At 72.8% G+C, this 20,360-nt stretch carries 19 protein-coding genes; 10 read left to right on the top strand and 9 right to left on the bottom strand.

Going from position 1 to position 20,360, the window contains the following annotated elements:
* Positions 1-43: 43 nt before the first annotated feature.
* Positions 44-283 (bottom strand): hypothetical protein, encoded by a 240-nt coding sequence (locus tag ACIQMV_RS03850; protein ID WP_141361442.1) that lies wholly within the window; start codon positions 281-283, stop codon positions 44-46.
* Positions 284-341: 58 nt separating this feature from the next.
* Here ACIQMV_RS03850 and map point away from each other — a divergent pair, with 58 nt between their 5' ends.
* Complete coding sequence (gene map / locus ACIQMV_RS03855; protein WP_402590875.1) at positions 342-1,199, top strand: type I methionyl aminopeptidase; 858 nt, start codon at positions 342-344, stop codon at positions 1,197-1,199.
* A gap of 175 nt (positions 1,200-1,374) precedes the next feature.
* Positions 1,375-2,022, top strand: a complete 648-nt coding sequence (locus ACIQMV_RS03860) for a heme oxygenase (biliverdin-producing) (protein WP_402590877.1) — start codon at positions 1,375-1,377, stop codon at positions 2,020-2,022.
* A 97-nt stretch (positions 2,023-2,119) separates the two neighbouring features.
* Here the strand turns inward: ACIQMV_RS03860 and ACIQMV_RS03865 are convergent, their stop codons facing one another.
* The 3 genes from ACIQMV_RS03865 to ACIQMV_RS03875 form a co-directional block, all read right to left on the bottom strand.
* Positions 2,120-2,764 carry a PhzF family phenazine biosynthesis protein gene (locus ACIQMV_RS03865; protein WP_402590879.1) on the bottom strand — a complete coding sequence of 215 codons (645 nt, stop codon included), beginning with the start codon at positions 2,762-2,764 and terminating at the stop codon, positions 2,120-2,122.
* A gap of 64 nt (positions 2,765-2,828) precedes the next feature.
* Positions 2,829-4,421 (bottom strand): HtaA domain-containing protein, encoded by a 1,593-nt coding sequence (locus tag ACIQMV_RS03870; protein ID WP_402590881.1) that lies wholly within the window; start codon positions 4,419-4,421, stop codon positions 2,829-2,831.
* Positions 4,422-4,531: 110 nt separating this feature from the next.
* Complete coding sequence (locus tag ACIQMV_RS03875) at positions 4,532-6,085, bottom strand: HtaA domain-containing protein (RefSeq protein WP_402590883.1); 1,554 nt, start codon at positions 6,083-6,085, stop codon at positions 4,532-4,534.
* Between the two features lie 112 nt (positions 6,086-6,197).
* Between ACIQMV_RS03875 and ACIQMV_RS03880 the strand changes: the two genes are divergently transcribed.
* From ACIQMV_RS03880 to ACIQMV_RS03910, 7 genes are all read left to right on the top strand, one after another.
* Entirely contained in the window at positions 6,198-7,211 is a 1,014-nt protein-coding gene (locus ACIQMV_RS03880) for a hemin ABC transporter substrate-binding protein (RefSeq protein ID WP_402590885.1), read from the top strand.
* Entirely contained in the window at positions 7,208-8,302 is a 1,095-nt protein-coding gene (locus ACIQMV_RS03885; RefSeq protein WP_402590887.1) for a FecCD family ABC transporter permease, read from the top strand. Before ACIQMV_RS03880 ends, ACIQMV_RS03885 begins: the two co-directional genes overlap by 4 nt.
* A complete protein-coding gene (locus ACIQMV_RS03890; RefSeq protein ID WP_402590889.1) occupies positions 8,299-9,135 on the top strand; it encodes a heme ABC transporter ATP-binding protein in 837 nt (278 codons plus the stop codon). The genes ACIQMV_RS03885 and ACIQMV_RS03890 overlap by 4 nt, the downstream gene beginning before the upstream one ends.
* A gap of 176 nt (positions 9,136-9,311) precedes the next feature.
* Positions 9,312-10,448 carry an iron uptake system protein EfeO gene (gene efeO / locus ACIQMV_RS03895; protein WP_402590891.1) on the top strand — a complete coding sequence of 379 codons (1,137 nt, stop codon included), beginning with the start codon at positions 9,312-9,314 and terminating at the stop codon, positions 10,446-10,448.
* Positions 10,449-10,458: 10 nt separating this feature from the next.
* Entirely contained in the window at positions 10,459-11,718 is a 1,260-nt protein-coding gene (gene efeB, locus ACIQMV_RS03900) for an iron uptake transporter deferrochelatase/peroxidase subunit (RefSeq protein ID WP_402590893.1), read from the top strand.
* A gap of 3 nt (positions 11,719-11,721) precedes the next feature.
* On the top strand, positions 11,722-12,594 hold the full coding sequence (efeU, locus tag ACIQMV_RS03905; RefSeq protein WP_402590895.1) for an iron uptake transporter permease EfeU: 873 nt from the start codon (positions 11,722-11,724) through the stop codon (positions 12,592-12,594).
* The gene (locus tag ACIQMV_RS03910; RefSeq protein WP_402590897.1) at positions 12,554-13,555 is read left to right on the top strand and encodes a hypothetical protein; all 1,002 of its coding nucleotides are present in this window, start codon (positions 12,554-12,556) and stop codon (positions 13,553-13,555) included. Before efeU ends, ACIQMV_RS03910 begins: the two co-directional genes overlap by 41 nt.
* Positions 13,556-13,685: 130 nt before the next feature.
* Here the strand turns inward: ACIQMV_RS03910 and ACIQMV_RS03915 are convergent, their stop codons facing one another.
* The 5 genes from ACIQMV_RS03915 to ACIQMV_RS03935 form a co-directional block, all read right to left on the bottom strand.
* Positions 13,686-14,423, bottom strand: a complete 738-nt coding sequence (locus ACIQMV_RS03915) for a bifunctional DNA primase/polymerase (RefSeq protein ID WP_402590899.1) — start codon at positions 14,421-14,423, stop codon at positions 13,686-13,688.
* A 121-nt stretch (positions 14,424-14,544) separates the two neighbouring features.
* Entirely contained in the window at positions 14,545-15,174 is a 630-nt protein-coding gene (locus tag ACIQMV_RS03920; RefSeq protein ID WP_402590901.1) for a TetR/AcrR family transcriptional regulator, read from the bottom strand.
* A 294-nt stretch (positions 15,175-15,468) separates the two neighbouring features.
* The gene (locus ACIQMV_RS03925) at positions 15,469-16,464 is read right to left on the bottom strand and encodes a small ribosomal subunit Rsm22 family protein (protein WP_402590903.1); all 996 of its coding nucleotides are present in this window, start codon (positions 16,462-16,464) and stop codon (positions 15,469-15,471) included.
* 147 nt (positions 16,465-16,611) lie between these two features.
* Positions 16,612-17,799 carry a serine hydrolase domain-containing protein gene (locus tag ACIQMV_RS03930; RefSeq protein WP_402590905.1) on the bottom strand — a complete coding sequence of 396 codons (1,188 nt, stop codon included), beginning with the start codon at positions 17,797-17,799 and terminating at the stop codon, positions 16,612-16,614.
* Entirely contained in the window at positions 17,748-19,055 is a 1,308-nt protein-coding gene (locus ACIQMV_RS03935) for a multidrug effflux MFS transporter (protein WP_402590906.1), read from the bottom strand. Before ACIQMV_RS03935 ends, ACIQMV_RS03930 begins: the two co-directional genes overlap by 52 nt.
* 170 nt (positions 19,056-19,225) lie before the next feature.
* Here ACIQMV_RS03935 and ACIQMV_RS03940 point away from each other — a divergent pair, with 170 nt between their 5' ends.
* Positions 19,226-20,284, top strand: coding sequence for a Gfo/Idh/MocA family protein (locus tag ACIQMV_RS03940; RefSeq protein ID WP_402590908.1), 1,059 nt, complete (start codon positions 19,226-19,228; stop codon positions 20,282-20,284).
* The last annotated feature ends 76 nt before the right edge of the window (positions 20,285-20,360 follow it).

The raw sequence follows: 20,360 nt of genomic DNA on the forward strand, positions 1-20,360 counted from the left end.
TGTGAGCGGTGTGATCGATGTGATCAGGCGTTCTCGGGCCTGATCAGCCCCCGCTGCCCTCCTCGGTGCCGCCCGCCGGCGCGTCGTGCCAGCGGGGGTCGTTCTCCCACTGGAGGTTGCGTTCGCGGGCGGTGTCCATCGCGTGCTGGGCCTCCTCGCGGGAGGCGTACGGGCCGAACCGGTCCTTGGCGGGGCACTCGGGCCCCTCCTCGACCTTCTTGTGCTCCAGGCAGTAGTACCACTCGCCCGGCTTTCCGGCGGTCCGCTTCTTGAACAGGGCCATGACCAGCTCCTCTCGCCACGGACATGTTCCCCCATCGCCCCCGGATAGACTCGCCGACATGTCTGGCCAGTCGTTGCTCGTCCCCGGGGAGCTGTCCCCGCCCCGTTCCGTGCCCGGAAACATCCGCCGCCCCGAGTACGTCGGCAGGCCGGCGCCGAAGCCGTACGCCGGGCCGGAGGTGCAGACGCCGGAGACCGTCGAGGCGATGCGGATCGCCGGGCGGATCGCCGCGCAGGCGATGGAAGAGGCGGCCCGGCACATCGCGCCCGGCGTCACCACGGACGAACTGGACCGGGTGGCACACGAGTTCATGTGCGACCACGGCGCCTATCCCTCCACGCTCGGCTACCGCGGCTTCCCCAAGTCGCTGTGCGCCTCGGTCAACGAGGTCATCTGCCACGGCATCCCGGACTCGACCGTGCTGCGGGACGGCGACATCGTCAACCTGGACGTGACGGCGTACATCGGCGGGGTGCACGGGGACAACAACGCGACGTACCTCGTGGGTGACGTGGACGAGGAGAGCCGCCTGCTGGTGGAGCGCACCCGCGAGGCCCTCAACCGCGCGATCAAGGCGGTCCGCCCCGGACGGCAGATCAACATCATCGGCCGGGTCATCGAGTCGTACGCCAAGCGGTTCGGCTACGGCGTGGTCCGGGACTTCACCGGTCACGGCATCAACACGTCGTTCCACTCCGGGCTGATCGTCCCGCACTACGACAGCCCGCACGCCACGACGCTCATCCAGCCCGGGATGACCTTCACGATCGAGCCGATGCTGACGCTGGGCACGTACGAGTACGACGTCTGGGACGACGGCTGGACGGTCGTCACCAAGGACCACAGGCGCACCGCCCAGTTCGAGCACACGCTGGTGGTGACGGAGACGGGGGCGGAGATCCTGACGCTGCCGTAGTACGGCCGCACCGCGCCCACGTGGCCCGCTCCCTTCGGGGGCGGGCCTTTCCTTATCTCCCCCCATGCCCGTATCTCCCCCATGTCCGTTTGGCCGGAATTCGGGGTAAGGTTTTCCCGACAGGGTGTCGGTAAACCCATTGACTTAGGCAAGCCTTACCTTAGAGGATGGCCTCATGGATTCCTTCTCGACACTCATCCGCACCGCCTCCCATGAGCAGCACACGGAGGCGGAGACCTCGACCTTCATGAGTGATCTGCTCGGCGGCCGGCTCGGCGTGGACGCGTACGCGCGGTACACCGAGCAGCTCTGGTTCGTGTACAAGGCACTGGAGGACGGGGCAGGACGGCTGGCGTCGAATCCGGTGGCGGGCCCGTTCGTCCGGCCCGAGCTGTTCCGGCTGGCCGCGCTGGAGCGGGACCTGACGCATCTGCGCGGTGCCTCCTGGCGCTCGGGGCTGAACGCGCTGCCCGCCACCGAGGCGTACGCGGCACGGGTGCGCGAGTGCGCCGAGCGGTGGCCGGCCGGCTACATCGCCCACCACTACACCCGTTACCTCGGCGACCTCTCCGGCGGCCAGATCATCCGGGACAAGGCGGAGAAGACGTGGGGCTTCACGAAGAAGGGTGACGGCGTCCGCTTCTACGTCTTCGAGGAGATCCCCAACCCGGCCGCCTTCAAGCGGGGTTACCGCGAACTCCTGGACACCGTCGACGCCGACGACCTGGAGAAGCAGCGCATCGTGACCGAGTGCAAGCGGGCGTTCACCCTGAACACGGCGGTCTTCCATGCGCTGGGCGAGGAGTTCCCGCTCTCGGCGTGACCAACCCGTCACAGATCACCCGGAACACTCCCCCGCCCATACGGACAACGGCCCGGCCGCGTGCACGGTGGCCCGATACGCCCGGGCTGACGGCGTTTCAGCGTTCCAGGACCACGCGGCCCCCGACCTCCACCCAGCCGCCCGGTTGGGGGGCCGTGAGGAGTTGGGAGCCCGCGCCCTGGGTGATGTTGAGGGCCCGGCCCAGGTGGGCCGTGAGCAGCAGGGCCGCCGCGCCTGTCGCCTCGTCCTCCTCGATGCCGTCGTCGCGGCCCGGGAAGGCGCGGGCTCGGATGCGGCCCGCGGCCTCGTCCTCCCAGGACCAGGCGTAGATCCACTCGCCCGGTGGCGGTACGGGCAGGTCGTCGACCTCGGCGGCGGTGGCGTACTGGCGCAGGGTGCGCGGCGGGGCCCACTCGGGGCGTGCCTCGATCCAGGTGAACTCGCCGTCCAGGCGGGTGCCCACGGTCCCGGCGGGGGTGACCAGTTCCGGCACGTCCAGGAGCCAGGCCACCCCCACGCAGGGGTGGCCCGCGAACGGCAGGCGCAGGGTGGGGGTGAAGATGTCGATGACGCCGCGCTCGGGGTCGTCGACGAACACCGTCTCGCTGAAGCCGAGTTTGGCGGCCAGTTCCTGGCGGTCGTCCGGGTCGGGAACGCGCGAGCCGTCGCGGACGACACCGAGTTCGTTGCCGTAGCCGCCGCGCGGCCCGCAGAAGACGCGGAGCACGTCGTAATCAGTCACCCGGGCATTGAAGCACCGCGGCGGCGGTGCCGTCCGAACGGGACGGTACCGCCGCCGACGCGGATCAGGCCTGCGTGTCACGCCGCCTGCGCAGGGCGTAGAGCACGCCCGCACCCGCCGCCACGGTCGCCGCGGCGGCCGCGCCCAGGGCGCCGACCGGGACGTTCGAGCCGGTGGCGGCCATGCTGCCGCCGATGCCGCCGGTGGTGGAGCCGATGCCGCCGGTCGTCGAGCCGGTACCGCCGATGCCGCCCGTACCGCCGGAGGTGCCGGCGCCTCCCGTGCCGGAGCCGCCGCCCGACGTGCCGTTGCCGGAGGGGAGTTGGGCGCCCTCGGTGAGGGCGACGGACAGATTCACCGGGTCGAGCGCGGCGCCCTTGTCGTAGAAGCCGCCGAACGCCTTGGCACCGGCCTCGGTCAGCGTCGCCGTCACGTCGTTCACGGTGATGACGTCGTTCTTGGCGGTGAGCTTGGTGGAGGCGCCCTTCAGGTCGGCCAGGACCACGTTCGGCGACTTCTCGCCGAGGCTGGTGACATCGGCGGTCAGCTTGCCGGACCCGCCGTCGAGAGCGGCCCGGACATTGTCGAGGGTGAGGTCGAGCCCGTAGCCGCCACCCTCGCCCCCGCCCTGGTGGCCCTTGAAGTTCACCGAGCCCTTGAACGCGGCGGAGAGGGTGCCGGCCTCGGTGTCGTAGGTGCCGGTGGCGTCTGCGAAGGTGAAGGCGCCGTTGCCGGACGCCTGCGAGGCGCCGTCCGACGCCGTGATCAGGCCCTTGGCCACCGGGCCGACGACGTAGCCGCGGAAGGACTCCTTCACACCCCAGGTCAGCCTGCCGTCCGCAATGTCGCCCTTGGAGGGGGCGGGAGCGGTGGAGGCGGACGGGGAGGCGGACGCCGTGGGCTTGGCGCTCTGCGAGGCCGAGTCGCCGGGCCTCGGCGTCGACGGGTTGCCGGTCTCCGACTCGCTCGGCGAAGCCGACGAGGTGGGCGAGGACGTCGGCTCGGGCGAGGACGTCGGCTCGGGCGAGGTGGTCTCCGACTCGCTGGGCGACGGGCTCGGGGACGTCGTGCCCTGCTTCTTCACCACCGACAGCGGGTCGCCTGCCGCGCCCGCGTAGGAGGGGCTGCCGAGGAAGGTGCCGGCCTCGGTGGTGAGGGTGGTGGCCAGGCCGCTCATGTCCGAGCCGGTCGGGGCCGCGACCTTGGCGAACGGCACGTCCTGCTGGGTCGGTCCGTCGTCGGCGGTCAGGTCTGCGGTGAGGACACCTGTGGCGCTGTCGTACTGGAAGTCGCTGAGCACCCGCTTGAACCCGTGCACCGGCGACTCGGCGACGAGGGTGCCCTTGAAGGCCAGGTGCAGCGTGTGGTGGGTGCTGTCGTAGGTGCCCTGGCCGCCGGTGAAGGTGAAGACGCCGTTGCCGTCCGCCTGGGAGGCGCCGTCGGTGACGGTGAACGTGCCCTTGGTGTAGGGGCCGGTGACGTAGTTGCGGTACGACTCCTTGATGCCCCAGCTCAGTTCGTAGCCGGTCAGGGGCACGGAGGCCGCGGCGGCACCGGGGGCCGTGGCCAGGGCGGCGGCGCCCAGCGCGGTGGCCGTGGCCACGGCGGCGGCGAACATCACCGGCCGTCTGCGGGCGCGGGTGGCGGTGGCGGACATGACGGTTCTCCTCGTGACGGGGTCCGCCTGTGGGGTGGCGGAGGGAATCAGGACGTGGGGGTTGAGGGGAGGGGGCTTGGGGCCCGGCCGGCCGAGACGGCCGGGCAGGGTCACGACCCGGCGGACCGCTCCTCGCCGGCACCGGAGCCGGCACCGGAGGCGGAGTCGGAACCGGAGTCGACCTCGGAACCGGAACCGGCGGCCGCGGCACCGGAGTTCGCCGCCGTACCGGAACCCTCGGCGGGCGCGGCGGACGCCATACGGTTCCTGCGGCGGTAGAGCGCCGCCCCGCCGAGTGCCACCACCAGCGCGCCTCCCGCGCCGAGCGCGACCGGCAGGACCGGGGTGCCGTCGTCGCCGGTGGCCGCGACCGGCTCGGCCGAGGGGGCGGGGGCGGCCGTCGTGGGCGCGGGCGAGGCGGTCTCGGTGACCGCGCTGCCCAGGTCGGGCAGGGCGGGCAGCTTGGCGGTGCCGGTGAGGGCGACGGCCAGGGACACCGGGTCCATCGCGGTGCCCGCCGGGTACATCCCGCCGAACGCCTTGGCGCCACGGGCGGTCAGCTCGGCCGGTGCCTCGGTCACCTTCGCCAGGCCGTCGCGAGCGGTCAGGCCCTTGGCCGCGAAGGTGACCAGGGGGACCTTCTTGCCGGTCAGGCGGTCGTTCGTCACGTCGGCGTAGAGCGTGCCCGTGCCCTGGGCGACGGTGACGCGGACGGCGCTCAGTTCCAGGTCCAGGCCGTGCGCGCCGGTGAAGCGCACGGCGCCCTTGAAGGTGGCGTCGAGTGCGCCCTTGTCGTACGTGCCCCGGCCGGAGGGGAAGCGGAAGAGGGCGCCGCCGTCCTGGGCCCCACTGGTCAGGGTCCACTTGCCGCGGGCGATGTCGCCGGTGACGTACTCGCGGAAGGTGCGGCGCACACCCCAGTCGACGGCGCCGTTCACGAGCGTCTGGTGCGAAGTCTGCTTCTCCTTCGCGGACTTGGACGCGGACGGGGTGGGCGTGGGCGACGGAGCCGCCGCCTTCACGGCCGGGCGTACGTCCGCCGCGAGGCTCACCGGGTCCAGCGGGGTTCCAGCTGTGTAGTAGCCGGCGAAGGACCGGGCGCCCTGGGTGGTGAGGGTGGCGGGCAGGTTGTTGAGGACGACGGCGTCACCGCCGCCCCTCATGTCGATGCCGCCGAGGGAGAGGGTGGCGAAGGGCACCTGCGCGGAGGTCGTGACCCTCCCGGTGTCCTTCGCCTTGCTGACGACGTCCAGGTAGAGGGTGCCGACGGAGCCGTTGATGCTCACGGTGGGACGGCTGAGCGTGAGGTCCAACTGGTACCCGCCGTTCGCCGCCTGATGTCCGACGAAGCGGACCCCGCCGGAGAAGGCCGCGCGGAACGCGCCCGTGGTGCCGTCGTAGGAGCCGCTCGCCGAGTGGAAGCGGAAGGTGCTGCCGCCGACGGTCGCGGCACCGCCGGTCAGGAAGAAACTCCCCTTGGCCACGGGCCCGGTGACATAGCTCTGGAAGGAGGACTTGATGCCCCAGTCCAGTCGGCCGCCCTGGACGGTACGGCTCTCGGCGTGCGCGGCGGTGGCCGGCAGCAGGACCGCCGACAGCGCCGCGGCGAGCACGGCGAGAGCCGTGAACGACGCGGTGACCAGAGCGCGAAGACGCGCGGGCATGGGGAACCTCCCGATCCACAACCGGTGGCGAACGAAGGTAAGGCTAACCTAAGATGTGCCGGTCAGATGCTGGCAGTACCCCCCGAAAGGAACAGACGGAACCGTGCGACGCTTGCGCACAACACTGGCGGGAGCACTGGTGTCCGTGCTCGCCCTCACGCTGACCGCTACCGGTTGTTCCGGCTCCAGACCCTCCAGCACGGACCAGGGAGCCGCCCCGAGGACGGCGGCCGCCGCCGTCGACAACCGTGCCGAACCCCTGGCCGGAACTCCCTCGCCCCGGCTGCCCGTCACGGTCCGCTCCGCCGACGGCAAGGAGGTGACCGTCAAGAAGGCGCGCAGGATCGTCCCGTTGTCCGGAAGCCTCAGCGAGATCGTGTTCACGCTGGGGCTCGGTGGCCGGGTCGTCGCCCGTGACATCACCGCCACCTTCCAGCAGGCGGCGGAACTGCCGGTGGTGACGCGCAATCACGACGTGTCCGCCGAGAGCGTCCTGTCCCTCGCCCCGGACCTGGTGCTGGCCGAGACCACCAGCGGGCCGGTGGAGGCCATGGACCAGATCCGCGCCGCGGGCGTCCCCGTGCTCGTGGTGAAGCCGGCCGCGGGCCTCGCCGACGTGGGAGCGCGCCTCCGGGCGGTCGCCGACGCGCTCGGCGTCCCGGCCGCGGGCCAGGAGCTGACCAAGCGCTCCCAGGACCGGATCGACGCCGTCCGCGAGGCGATCCCGGCGCACGCCGACCACCCCCGCGTCGCCTTCCTGTACCTGCGCGGCTCGGCCTCGGTCTATCTCATCGGCGGCGCCAAGTCCGGTGCGACCTCGCTCATCGAGGCGGCCGGCGGGATCGACGCGGGCGCCGGCTCGGGGCTGACGAAGGACTTCACCGCCATCACCACCGAGGCGCTGGCGAAGGCCGCGCCGGACGCGATCCTCGTGATGAGCAAGGGCCTCGAATCCGTCGGCGGCCTCGACGGGCTGGTGAAGATCCCGGGTATCGCCCAGACACCGGCCGGCATGGAGCGCCGGGTCGTGTCGGTCGAGGACGGCGTACTGCTCAACTACGGCCCGCGCACGGACCAGGTGCTGCGCTCGATCGTCGACCAGCTGTACGCGGGCGGTGCCCGGTGACGGCGCTGGACGACAAGCCCGTACGCCCCCTCCGGGCGGCGCCCGCGCCCGCCGGCCGGAAGCGGCGCGGCACGTCCTGGTTCCTGACGGGTGCTCTGGTGCTCGGTCTGCTCGTGCTGGTGCCGGTCGCCGCCGGGACCGGCGCGTACCCGGTGCCGACCGGTGAGGTGCTCTCCTCCGTGCTGCACCGGATCGGGCTCGGCGGCAGCGGTCTCGACCGGGTCGCGGAGTCGGTGCTGTGGAACGTGCGTTTCCCGCGCATCGTGCTGGCCCTGCTCGTGGGCGCCTCGCTGGGCTGCGCGGGCGCGCTGATGCAGGGCGTGTTCGGCAATCCGCTGGCCGAGCCGGGCGTCATCGGGGTCTCCTCGGGCGCGGCGGTCGGCGCGGTCGCCGCGATCGCCCTCGGTCTTGACTTCCTCGGCACCTGGACGGTCCCGGTGGCCGCCTTCGTCGCGGGACTGGGCACGGTTCTGCTGGTGTACGCCATGGCGCGCTCGGGTGGTCGTACGGAGGTGGTGACGCTGATCCTCACCGGGATCGCGGTGAACGCCTTCGCGGGCGCCCTGATCGGGCTGTTCCTGTTCTTCGCGGACTCCGCCGCGGTCAACCAGATCGCCTTCTGGCAGCTCGGCTCGCTCTCCCAGGCCACCTGGCCGAAGGTCATGGCCGTCCTGCCGTGCGCGGTGCTCGGACTGGGCGTCGCGCCGCTGTACGCGCGCCGTCTGGACCTGCTCTCGCTCGGCGAGGGTCCGGCCCGGCACCTGGGCGTGGACGTGGAGCGGCTGCGCGTCGTGCTGGTGCTGGTCATCGCCCTGCTGACCGCGGCGGCCGTCAGTGTCTCCGGCATCATCGGCTTCGTCGGCCTGGTCGTACCGCATCTGCTGCGGATGGCGGCCGGGCCCGGGCACCGCTTCCTGGTGCCGGGCAGCGCCCTGCTCGGCGCGCTCGTCCTGCTCGCCGCGGACCTGGCCGCCCGCACCGTCGCCGCACCCGCCGAGCTTCCGCTCGGCGTGCTCACCGCACTGGTCGGCAGCCCGTTCTTCTTCTGGCTGCTGCGCCGCACCCGCCGCAGGCAAGGAGGCTGGGCATGAGACTGCCGAGGATCCGACCGGTTCCCCCCGCCCCGGCCCGGGCCGGTGACGTGCTCGCCGAGACGGAGGCGCTGCATGTGCGCCGGGGCGCCCGCGAGGTGCTCGACGGCGTCGACGTCGCGGTCCGCGCCGGTGAGGTGCTGGCCCTGGTGGGCCCCAACGGTGCAGGGAAGTCGACCCTGTTGGGCGTGCTCGCCGCCGATCTCCCGCCCACCCGGGGCGTGGTGCGCGTCCACGGCCGCCCGGCCCACGAGTGGTCCGCGCCCGAACTCGCGCTGCGCCGCGCCGTGCTGCCGCAGTCGGCGGCGCTCTCCTTTCCCTTCGCCGTCGAGGAGGTCGTACGGATGGGCCGTGCCCCGCACGCGTCCTCGGCCTCCCCGGACGAGGACGAGCGGATCGTGGCCGAGGCGATGGCCGCCACCGAGGTGACCGCGTTCGCCGCGCGCCCGTTCCCGGCGCTCAGCGGCGGCGAGCGGGCCCGGGTCGCGCTCGCCCGGGTGCTGGCCCAGCGGGCACCGCTGCTGCTGCTCGACGAGCCGACCGCCGCGCTCGACCTGAAGCACCAGGAGATGGTGCTGCGGCTGTGCCGGGAAAGGGCGCACGCCGGGGACGCGGTCGTCGTGGTGCTGCACGATCTGGGACTGGCCGCCGCGTACGCGCACCGGGTCGCGATCCTGTGCGCCGGTCGTGTCGTGGCCGACGGACCGCCCGCCGAGGTCTTCTCGGAGGCACTGCTCTCCCGGGTCTACGACCAGGGCGTGGAAGTGCTGCCGCACCCGCGTACGGGCGCGGTCCTGGTGACCCCCAGACGAAGCCCTTTGACCTCACCTTGACCACCCCTTTGCCCGTTCTTGGCATATTCGCGATCAGTTCGTTCCCGTACGCCGATCATGAGACAGGAATCACGGTCCGCGCGGGCAGGAACCAGGTAAGCCTCGGTTAAGTTAGGCAAGCCTCACCAAGGGTCGTGGGGTGTCAGGTCACCTTCCAGCCACTTCCGGGAGCCCTCGTGCGAGCCGTCCGCTTCTCCGTCATCACCGCCGCGGCGGCGGTCGCGCTGACCGCCGTGACGGCCTGTACGCAGAAAAGCGGCACGCAGGACGCCGGCCGTGTGGTCGACGTGACCGCGAAGGACGACTCCTGCGAGGTCTCGAAGAAGGCGTTCCCGGCCGGGCACGTCGAGCTCGCCATCGAGAACAAGGGCTCGAAGGTCACCGAGGTCTACCTCCTCTTCCCGGACGACCGGATCGTCGCCGAGCGCGAGAACATCGGCCCCGGCATCAAGCAGAAGGTCACCGCCGAGGTGAAGGCCGGCGAGTACGTCATCGCCTGCAAGCCGGGCATGAAGGGCAAGGGCATCCGCCAGGAGGTCAAGGCGACCGGCGGCACGGTCGCCAAGCGCGACCCGAAGCTGGACGCGGCCGTCGCCGACTACCGCCGGTACGTCCAGGAGCAGGCCGACGAGACCCTGCCCCGTGTCGAGGCCTTCGTGAAGGCGATCAAGGCGGGCGACGTGCCGGCCGCCAAGAAGGCGTACGCGATCTCCCGCCTCGGCTGGGAGCGCACCGAGCCGGTCGCGGAGTCCTTCGGCGACATCGACCCCAAGGTCGACGTCCGCGAGGACGGCCTGGAGGACGGCCAGAAGTGGACCGGCTGGCACCGCCTGGAGAAGTCGCTGTGGAAGGACGGCACGATCGGCGCCGACGAGAAGACGCTCGCCGACCAGCTCCTCACCGACCTCCAGGACTGGCAGAAGCGGGTCGGCACCGCCGAGATCACCCCGACCTCCATGGCCAACGGCGCCAAGGAACTCCTCGACGAGGTCGCCCAGGGCAAGGTCACCGGCGAGGAGGACCGCTACGCCCACACCGACCTGGTCGACTTCAAGGGCAACGTCGAGGGCGCGCAGAAGGCGTACGAACTCCTCAAGCCGGTCGCCTCGAAGAACGACCCGGCGCTGGCCAAGGAGCTCGACAAGCAGTTCGCCGCCCTCGAAACGCTTCTCGACAAGTACCGCACGGACAGGACGTCGTACGAGTTCGTCTCCTACGACAAGGTCGGCAAGGACGAGCGCAAGGAGCTCTCGGACGCGGTGAACGCGCTCGCCGAGCCGCTGTCCAAGCTCGCCGCGGCCGTTGTGAAGTAGAGGGCGGGACATGACCGAGACCCAGGGCGGCACTCCGTCCCGCCGTGCCGTGATCGGCTGGGGCGGGGCCGGGATCGCGCTCGGTGCCGTCGCGGCCGGCGGCGCGGTGGCGATGACCAAGGCCGGCTCCGACCTCGACCCGGTCGGCGCGGAGGCGGGCGGCGCGGTGGAGTTCCACGGCGCCCACCAGGCCGGCATCGCCACGCCCGTGCAGGACCGCCTGCACTTCGCCGCGTTTGACGTGAAGACCGACGACCGCGCCGAGTTCGTGCGGATGTTGAAGGACTGGACGGCCGCCGCGCGCCGGATGACCGCCGGCAAGGAGGTCGGTGAGGGCGCGTACGGTGGACTCGCCGAGGCGCCGCCCGACGACACCGGCGAGGCGCTCGGCCTCAAGCCCTCGCGGCTGACGCTGACCATCGGCTTCGGGCCGTCGCTGTTCGAGAAGTTCGGGCTGCGGGACAAGCGGCCGGCCGCCCTGGTGGACCTGCCCAAGTTCCCCGGCGACAACCTGGACCGCTCCCGCACCGGCGGCGACCTGTGCATCCAGGCCTGCGCGGACGACCCGCAGGTCGCCGTGCACGCGATCCGCAACCTGGCCCGCATCGGCTTCGGCAAGGTCGCCGTCCGCTGGTCCCAGCTCGGCTTCGGCAAGACCTCCTCCACCACCCCGGACGCCCACACCCCGCGCAACCTCTTCGGGTTCAAGGACGGCACCCGCAACATCGCGGGCACCGAGACCGGCCGGCTGGACAAGTTCGTATGGGTCGGCGACAAGGACGGCGGCGCGAACGACGCCTGGATGCACGGGGGTTCGTACGTCGTCGCCCGGCGCATCCGGATGAACATCGAGACCTGGGACCGGGCTCCGCTCCAGGAGCAGGAGGACATCTTCGGCCGGGACAAGGGCGAGGGCGCTCCGGTCGGCAGGGCCAAGGAGCACGACGAGCCGTTCCTGAAGGCGATGAAGCCCGACGCACACGTACGGCTCTCGCACCCCGACGCCAACGGCGGGATCACGATCCTGCGCCGCGGCTACTCCTTCACCGACGGAACCGACGGCCTCGGCCGCCTGGACGCCGGACTGTTCTTCCTGGCCTACCAGCGCGACCCACGCAACGGGTTCATCCCGCTCCAGCGCAAGCTGGCGGCGTCGGACGCGCTCAACCAGTACATCCAGCACGTGGGTTCGGCGGTCTTCGCGGTTCCGCCCGGCGTGCGTGACGCGCGCGACTGGTGGGGACGCACCCTGCTGTCCGAGGAGGCGTGACCCGTGTTCTCCAACTATCTGATCGGCCTGCGCGAGGGGCTGGAAGCCAGCCTCGTCGTGTGCATCCTCATCGCCTATCTGGTCAAGACCGGCCGCAGGGACGCCCTGCGGCCGATCTGGACCGGCATCGGCATCGCGGTCGCCATCGCCATGGGCTTCGGCTGCGTCCTCGAATTCGGCTCCCAGGAGCTGACGTTCGAGGCGCAGGAGGCGCTCGGCGGGACCCTGTCGATCGTCGCCGTGGGCCTGGTGACCTGGATGGTCTTCTGGATGCGGCGCACCGCCCGGCATCTGAAGTCCGAGCTGCACGGCAAGCTGGACCAGGCGCTGGCGATGGGCACGGGCGCGCTGGTCGCCACCGCGTTCCTGGCCGTGGGCCGTGAGGGCCTGGAGACGGCGCTGTTCGTGTGGGCGTCGGTCCACGCGGCCTCCGACGGCACCCCGCGCCCGCTGATCGGGGTCGCCCTCGGCCTGGCCACGGCGGTCCTCCTGGGCTGGCTGTTCTACCGGGGCGCGCTGCGGATCAACCTCGCCAAGTTCTTCACCTGGACCGGCGCCATGCTGGTCGTGGTCGCGGCGGGTGTGCTGGCGTACGGCGTCCACGACCTCCAGGAGGCCGCCTGGGTGCCGGGGCTGGGCAACCTCGCCTTCGACATCAGCGGCGCCATCCCGCCGGACAGCTGGTACGGCACGCTGCTGAAGGGCGTGTTCAACTTCCAGCCGGACCCGACGGTCATCCAGGTCACGGTGTGGCTGCTGTACCTGGTCCCGACGCTCACGGTCTTCTTCGCCCCGGTAGGGTTCGCCTCCGGGAAGAGGAAGGTGACGGTGGCTGATGAGCAGGGTCCGCGGCCCTCAAAGGCTTCGCAGGCTTGAGCGTTGGGCGACGGCGGCGGTCACGGCGGCCGCGCTGACGCTGACGGCGAGCGGGTGCGTGGTGGTGCACGGGGAGCGTGAGGTGCTCCCGGCCACCACCCCCGCGGAGGCCGCGAAGGCGCTGACACGGTTCACCGACGCCTACAACAAGGCCGACAAGGCCTACGACCGCACCCTGGACGCGGACTTCGTCACCGGCGCGCTCGGCGCCATCGACGGGGCGCGGCTGAAGGCGGGGCGCACCAACAACCCGGGCGGCAACTCCGCGCACACGCCGCTGACGCTGACGGACGCACAGTTCACGATCCCCAAGAAGGCGGGCTGGCCGCGCTGGTTCCTCGCCGACGCCAAGGGGAACAAGGGCGGCGACCAGCGGTGGCTGCTGGTGTTCCTGCGCTACGGCGTCACCGAGGAGTGGCGGGTGGCGTTTCTGACGCTGGCATCCCCCGGCGACGTACCGGAGTTCCGGAAGGACGCGGACGGCCTGGCCGAGGCACTGCCCGAGAGCAGCACCGAACTGGCGGTCGCGCCCGGCGACTTGAGCAAGGACTACGCGGCGTACCTGGGCAGCGGCGGGGACGCCTTCGCCGACGGCACCCACACCACCGGCTGGCGCAAGCTGCGTACCAGGGCCGCGAGCCGGCCGGGGCTGGCGCGGCAGTACATCGACCAGCCCCTGACGGACGGTGCCTACGCCCCTCTGGCGCTGCGCACCGCGGACGGCGGCGCGCTGGTGTTCTTCACCACCCGCCACTACGAGAAGCAGACCGCCGCGCAGGGGGCTTCCGTCCCCACCCCCAACAAGGACGTCCAGGCCCTCACCACGGGCGAGGTCAAGCAGTCCCTGACGATGGAGTTCGTCTCCAACGAGGTGGCCCTCGATCCGCCGAGGGGCGCGGCCGGACAGCGGGTGTCCATACTGGCCCGCGTCCAGGGCCTCACCTCGGCCCAGGGCGAGTAGGGTCCGGGACCCGCACGGACCGCGCACACCGCGTCCGGAACGGGGTCCCCAAGCCACGGGGTTCCGCCGCCGGGGGTTCGGTGGCGCCCGGGGCTTCGGTGGTGCCCGGGAGTTCAGCGGTGCCGGGGACTCAGTGGTGCAGGGGCCAGGTCGTGGAGTGGGGGTCCGGTGCCTGGGCGGCGTGGCGGGCGCAGGCGTCGGTGAGGGGTTCCAGGAGGCTCAGCGGGTCCGGGAGGGCGTGTTCGGGGCCGCGCAGCCAGCGCACCTGCTGGTCGTCGTCGCCGGGCAGGCGGGCCGGCGGTACCAGGACGTAGGAGCCGCGGCAGTGCCAGCGCAGGCCCGGGTGCTCGTCCATGGTCTCCGGATGGCAGTCCAGCTCGCAGGGCCACCACTCGTCCTCGTCCTCGGGCGTGCCGCGGGTGAGGGTGAAGAACAGCATGCGGCCGTCGTCGCTCTCGGTGACCGGACCCACCTCGACGCCCTCGGCGAGCAGCCGCTCCAGGGCCTCGCGGCCGGCCTCCAGGGGCACGTCGAGGACGTCGTGCACCATTCCGGTCGCGGTGATGAAGTTGGCCTGCGGCTGGTGCCGGGCCCAGCGCTCGATCTGGGCGCGGTCGGTGGTCGACTGCGTCTGCCAGGCGAAGGACACCGGGTGGCGGGCGGGCGTGGGACAGCCGACGCGGTCGCAGGAGCAGCCGTACGCGGTGGCCGGGTGCGCGGCGGGCGCGAGGGGAAGTCCCGCGGTGGCGGCGGCGAGCAGCAGGTCCTCACGACCGGCGTCGCCGGCCGTCTCCTTGGGGCGGCGTCCCCGCAACCACCTGGTGAGTTTGCCCTGCCGGCCGGTGCGGTCGCCGAACTCCGCGCTCATCTATCCCCTGACCTCGCTGGTGTGGACAGCATGCCCCATGGTCCCACCATCCTCCGCCTCGGGGGGCCGGAGCCCGCAACCGGGGTGGCCGCGCCCGCCTCCGGGGTGGCCGAGGGGGCGCTCAGCGCGGCGCGAGCCCGTACAGGGCGTAGTCGACGAGGGTGTCGGTGTACTCGTAGGAGATCGGCGCGGTGCGCTGGAGCCAGCGCTGGGCGAGCGGGGAGACGAAGAGCTCCAGGGCGATGCGCGGGTCGACGCCGGGGCGTACGGCACCGGCGTCCTGGGCCGAGCGCAGCCTGCGGACGTAAAGCTCCAGTTGCGGCTGGAGCAACTTGGCCACGAACTCGCGGCCGAGCTGCTCGTTCACCACGCCCTCGGCGGCCAGGGCCCGGGCGGGCGCCTCGAACGCCGGGTCGAACAGCTCGTCGACGGTGGCGCGCAGGACGGCCTTGAGGTCGGCGGCGAGGTCGCCGGTGTCGGGGATCCCGTCCGGCTGCCCGCCCTCTCGCGCGTCCCCCTGCCGGGCCGCCGCCTGCTCGCCGAGGTCGAGGAACGCCTCCATGAGCACGTCCGCCTTCGAGGGCCACCAGCGGTAGATCGTCTGCTTGCCCACTCCGGCCCGCGCGGCGATCGACTCGATCGTGGTCTTCGGGTACCCGGTCTCCGCGACGAGCGCGAGGGCGGCGGCGTAGATCGCGCGGCGGGACTTCTCACTGCGGCGGCTGGCGTCGGGGGCGGGCTTGTCGGGCATGCGCCGACGGTAGCAGGGGCGTGAGACGGTGCGTCTCGCCACTCCTCCCGGACGGTGCGGGGGCGGTTGCTGGTGCTGTGGCCGGGAAGGTGTGCCGGGAAGCTCGCGGCGTCCGGTGCTGGGGGCACCTCCCACGCCCTTCAGGCGGTGGGGGAGCATCGCAAGGCGGAGCGTTGCCCACGTACGGGATGTACTCGGGTGATGCGACAACGCGGCGTGGGGGTACCCCCGGCCGAAGGCTGGGGGAGTGCCGTGCCGGGCGTCGCGAGCCGGTGAACCTTTCCGGTCACCGCACTAGCGCGTCGTGTCGGGAGGCGGCCAGGGGTCGCCCCAGTTGGTGTCGCGGGCCGCCTTGTACAGGTCGCCGTGGCGTTTGGTGACCGTCTCGCGTCGCAGGCCCTCGTCGGGCGTGCAGAGGTTCAGCAGGACCTGGCCCTTGCGGATCTGGGGGCGGCGGACGACGCGCGCGGGGGCCGGGGCGACCGGGAAGCGGGTGGCGGCGACGTAGCTGAACTTCTCGTCCTCGTACGCGAGGGAGCCGCCCTTGACCTGCCGGTGCAGGGAGGACCGGCTGACCCGGGCCGAGAAGTGGCACCAGTCCGTGCCGGGCACGATCGGGCAGGCGGCGCTGTGCGGGCAGGGCGCGGCGACCTGGAAACCGGCCTCGATCAGCCGGTCCCGGGCCTCGATGACGCGGGCGTAGCCGTCGGGTGTGCCGGGTTCGACGACCACGACGGCGCGGGCGGCGGCCGCGGCGGCGGCCACGACGGCCGCGCGGTCGGCCTCGGTCAGCTCGCCCAGGACGTAGGAGACGGTGACGAGGTCGGTGTCGTCGAGGGTGAGCGCCGCGCCGATCCGGGCGCGCTGCCAGCGGGCGTCCCGCAGGGCCGGGTCGGCCTCGGCGATCTCCCGGCCGAGGGCGAGCGCGGGCTCGGCCCAGTCGAGCACGGTCACCAGCCGGATGCCGTCCCAGGTGGCGCCGACGGCCCAGGCGGCGGCGCCGGTCCCGCCGCCGACGTCGGTGTGACTGGCGGGCGTCCACTCGGGCGCGGCCTCCGCGAACGCTTCCAGCGCCGAGCGGACCGCCTCGAAGGTGGCCGGCATCCGGTAGGCGGCGTAGGCGACCACGTCCGCGCGGTCGCGCAGGATCGGCGCGTCGGTGGGGGTGCTTCCCCGGTAGTTGGCGATCAGCCGCTCCACGGCACCCGCGGCCTGCCGGGGCGGCAGCCCGTCGAGCAGCCCGGAGAGCGCGGCACGGAGGGTCTCCGACGGGGGTACGACGTCATTCACCGTCCGATTCTCTCAGCTCCCCCGAGCCCCCCGGACCGCCCGAGCCCCCCAGCTCCCATGGTCCGCCCGCACCTCTCAGCCCCGGCGGGCCGCCTGGACCACCCACGCCTCCCCGGCCTGGCAGACCACCCGGACCGCCCACGCCCCTCAGGCCCGGCGGGCTGCTCGTACCGCTCGTGCCAGGCGGGTTGCGGCTGCCGTGCGCGGGGCGCTTGTCGGTGGGCGGCGGCGGGGGTGGACCGTGTTGGCCAGGAGGACCAGGAAGGTGTCCGTGGCCGGGTCGAGGACCAGGGACGTGCCGGTGAAGCCCGTGTGGCCCGCCGCGCCGCCGCCCGCCAGCTCGCCCATGAACCACGGCTGGTCCACGGCGAATCCCAGGCCCGGCGGGGCGAGCAGCAGCTCGACGAAGTCGGGGCCGAGGATCCGGGCGGGGCCGTAGGAGCCGCCCGAGAGGAGCGCGCGGCAGAAGACCGCGAGGTCGGGGGCCGTCGAGAACAGGCCCGCGTGCCCGGCCACACCGCCCAGTGCCCAAGCGTTCTCGTCGTGGACCTCCCCGCGCAGCATCCCCCGGTCCGCCTTGGCCCACGGCCGCCGCTGGTCCTCGGTCGCCGCCGCGCCGGGGCACGGGCCGAAGCGGGTCGACGCCATGCCCAGCGGGCGGGTGATCCCGTCGCGGACCAGAACGTCCAGGGGGCGGCCGGTGATCCGCTCCAGGACGCGCTGGAGCAGCAGCGGGTTGAGGTCCGAGTAGGTGTAGGTGCCGGGTTCGCCCACCGGGGCCTCCGCGCGCAGCATCGCCGACCGGGAGGCGTCGTCGGGGCAGTCGTACAGCGGGAGTTCGGGGCGCAGCCCGGAGGTGTGGGTGAGCAGCTGCCGTACGGTGACGCCGTGCGCGGCGGCCGCCCGGAACTCCGGCAGGTACGCCCCCACCCGCGCGTCGATGCCCAGCGTGCCCCGCTCGATCTGCTGCACGGCGGCGACTGCGGTGAACAGCTTGGTGAGCGAGGCCAGGTCGAACGGCGTGTCCAGGGTCATCGGCACCCGCTGGGCGGGCGGCAGTTCGACCCCCCGGTCGGTGGCGGGGTCGTAGGACGCGTACCGCACCGCCCAGCCCGCCGCCTCGGCGACGGCGACCACCGGACCACGCCCGGCGATGACGACGGCGCCCGCCGCCCAGGGGTGCTCCCCGGTGGTGAGGCCGTGGACCTCACGGACGAGGTGACGCAGCTCGGCGGGGTCCAGTCCGGCCTTCTCCGGTGTGTCCCCGCGCAGTCTCGGTGCGCTCAGCTCTCCTCCCCCGGGCTCCCGGCCGCACGTGGCCTCCAGGGACGGCACATTCCCATGAAGCAGACCAGCGCCACCAGTGCGGCCGCCAGTTGGACCAGCGCCATGGGCACGGCGGTGTGCTCCCCGGCGATCCCGACCAGCGGGGAGGCGACCGCGCCGATGAGGAAGGACGACGTGCCGAGCAGGGCGGACGCGGAGCCGGCGTGCTGCCGGGTGCGCATCAGGGCGAGCGCCTGGGTGTTGGGCAGGGTGACGCCCATCGCGGACATGAGCACGAACAGCGCGGCGGCCACGGGCACCAGGCCCACGTCCCCGAAGACTCCCGCGGCCATCAGCAGCAGGCCGGTCGCGGCCAGGATGACCACGGCGAGGCCGACGGCCAGCACCCGGTCCAGGCGGACCCGGCCGACCAGCACCCGGCCGTTGATCTGGCCCACGATGACCAGCCCGACCGAGTTGAGCCCGAACAGCAGGCTGTACGTCTGCGGGGAGGCGCCGTAGATCTCCTGGATCACGAACGGCGAGGCCGCTATGTACGCGAACAGCGCGGCGAAGGCGAAGCCGCCCGCCAGCAGGTACCCGGTGAAGGCGCGGTCGGCGAGCAGCCGGCGCATCGAGCCCAGCGTCTCGCCCACCCCGCCGCCCTGCCGCCGGGCGGGCGGCAGGGTTTCCGGCAGCCGGGTCCAGACGACCACGGCCAGCAGCGCCCCGACCACCGTGAGGACGACGAACACGCCCCGCCAGTCCGTCACCCGCAGGATCTGCCCGCCGATCAGCGGCGCCACGATCGGGGCGACCCCGGAGATCAGCATCAGGGTGGAGAAGAAGCGGGCCATGGCCACGCCGTCGTACAGGTCCCGGACGACCGCGCGGGCGATCACGATGCCGGCCGCGCCCGACAGGCCCTGGGCCAGCCGGAAGGCGACCAGCGTCTCGACGTTCGGGGCGAGCGCGCACAGCGCGGTGGCGAGGACGTAGACGGCCAGCCCGGCCAGCAGCGGGCGGCGGCGCCCCCACCGGTCGCTCATCGGGCCGACCACGATCTGCCCGAGCGCCATGCCGGCCAGGCAGGCGGTCAGCGTGAGCTGGACGGTCGCGGCCGGGGCGTGCAGGGACCGGGTGACCTCCGGCAGCGACGGGAGGTACATGTCCATCGCGAGCGGAGGCGTCGCGGTCAGCCCGCCGAGGATCAGGGTCACCAGCAGCCCGGCACGGCGGGCCGCGCGCGCCGGTGGTCCGGCGAGTCCTCGCTCCGGTACGGCCGTCCGCGGCGCGTGCGGCGCCGGCGCCCCACCCTCCGACATGTGTGCCCCTCCCACTCCGGCCCTCACCGGCCGTCTTCGACCTTCTCCGGCCGTCTTCGACCTTCTCCGGCCGTCTTCGGCCTTCTCCGGCCCTCTCCGTCTGATCCGCCGCCTATGCTCTCAGCTCGTACACCGAGCCGAGGAACGCGCGAGCGAGGGTGGGGTCCGGGATGTCGGAAGTGTCCGGGGTGGCGGGACAGACGGTGCGCTGGGGGATTCTGGCGACCGGCCAGATGGCGGCCGCGTTCACCGCGGACCTGGTGGACCTGCCGGACGCCGAGGTCGTGGCGGTGGCCTCGCGCGCCGAGGAGCCGGCGAGGGCGTTCGCGGAACGGTTCGGGATCCCGCGGGCCTACGGCGACTGGGAGGCGCTCGCCCACGACCCGGACGTCGACGTCGTCTACGTCGCCTCCCCGCACGCGGCCCACCGGGCGGCCGCCGGCCTGTGCCTGGAGGCCGGGCGGAACGTGCTGTGCGAGAAGCCGTTCACGCTGAACCTGCGGCAGGCCCTGGAACTCGTCGCGCTCGCCCGGGAGCACGACCGGTTCCTGATGGAGGCCATGTGGATGTACTGCAATCCACTGGTACGGCGCCTGAAGGCACTGGTCGAGGACGGCGCGATCGGCGAAGTACGCACCGTTCAAGCCGACTTCGGGCTCGCCGGCCCCTTCCCGCCCTCGCACCGGCTGCGCGACCCGCACCTCGGCGGCGGTGCGCTGCTCGACCTCGGCGTGTACCCGGTGTCGTTCGCGCAACTGCTGCTCGGCGAGCCGTCGGACGTGACGGCCAGGGCGGTGCTGTCCGCGGAGGGCGTCGACCTCCAGACCGGCGCGCTGCTCTCCTGGGACGGCGGCGCGCTGGCCCAGTTGCACTGCTCCATCACGGGCTCCACGGCGACCTGCGCCTCGGTCACCGGCTCCAAGGGCCGGATCGACGTGCCCTCAGGCTTCTTCCACCCGGAGCGTTTCGTGCTGCGCCGGCACGGGCGTGAGCCGGAGGAGTTCACCGCGGACCCGGCCGACGGTCCGCGCACCAGCCTGCGGCACGAGGCGCTGGAGGTGATGCGGGCCCTGCGCGCCGGCGAGACGGAGTCGCCGCTCGTACCACTGGAGGGCACCCTGGCGGTGATGCGGACGCTGGACACGGTGCGGGAGCGGATCGGCGTGCGGTATCCGGGGGAGGCGGGCGGACCGGAGGCCGGTCAGGACCGGGAGCCCGCGCTCGCCTGAGCCACTCGGCACGGGGCGGGCATCCGTATGGCGGACAGTGGATTCCGCGTGACGGACCGTCCTCGTACGCTCCGGT

It is taken from the genome of Streptomyces sp. NPDC091412 (genome assembly GCF_044756885.1).
Classification (GTDB): Bacteria; Actinomycetota; Actinomycetes; order Streptomycetales; family Streptomycetaceae; genus Streptomyces.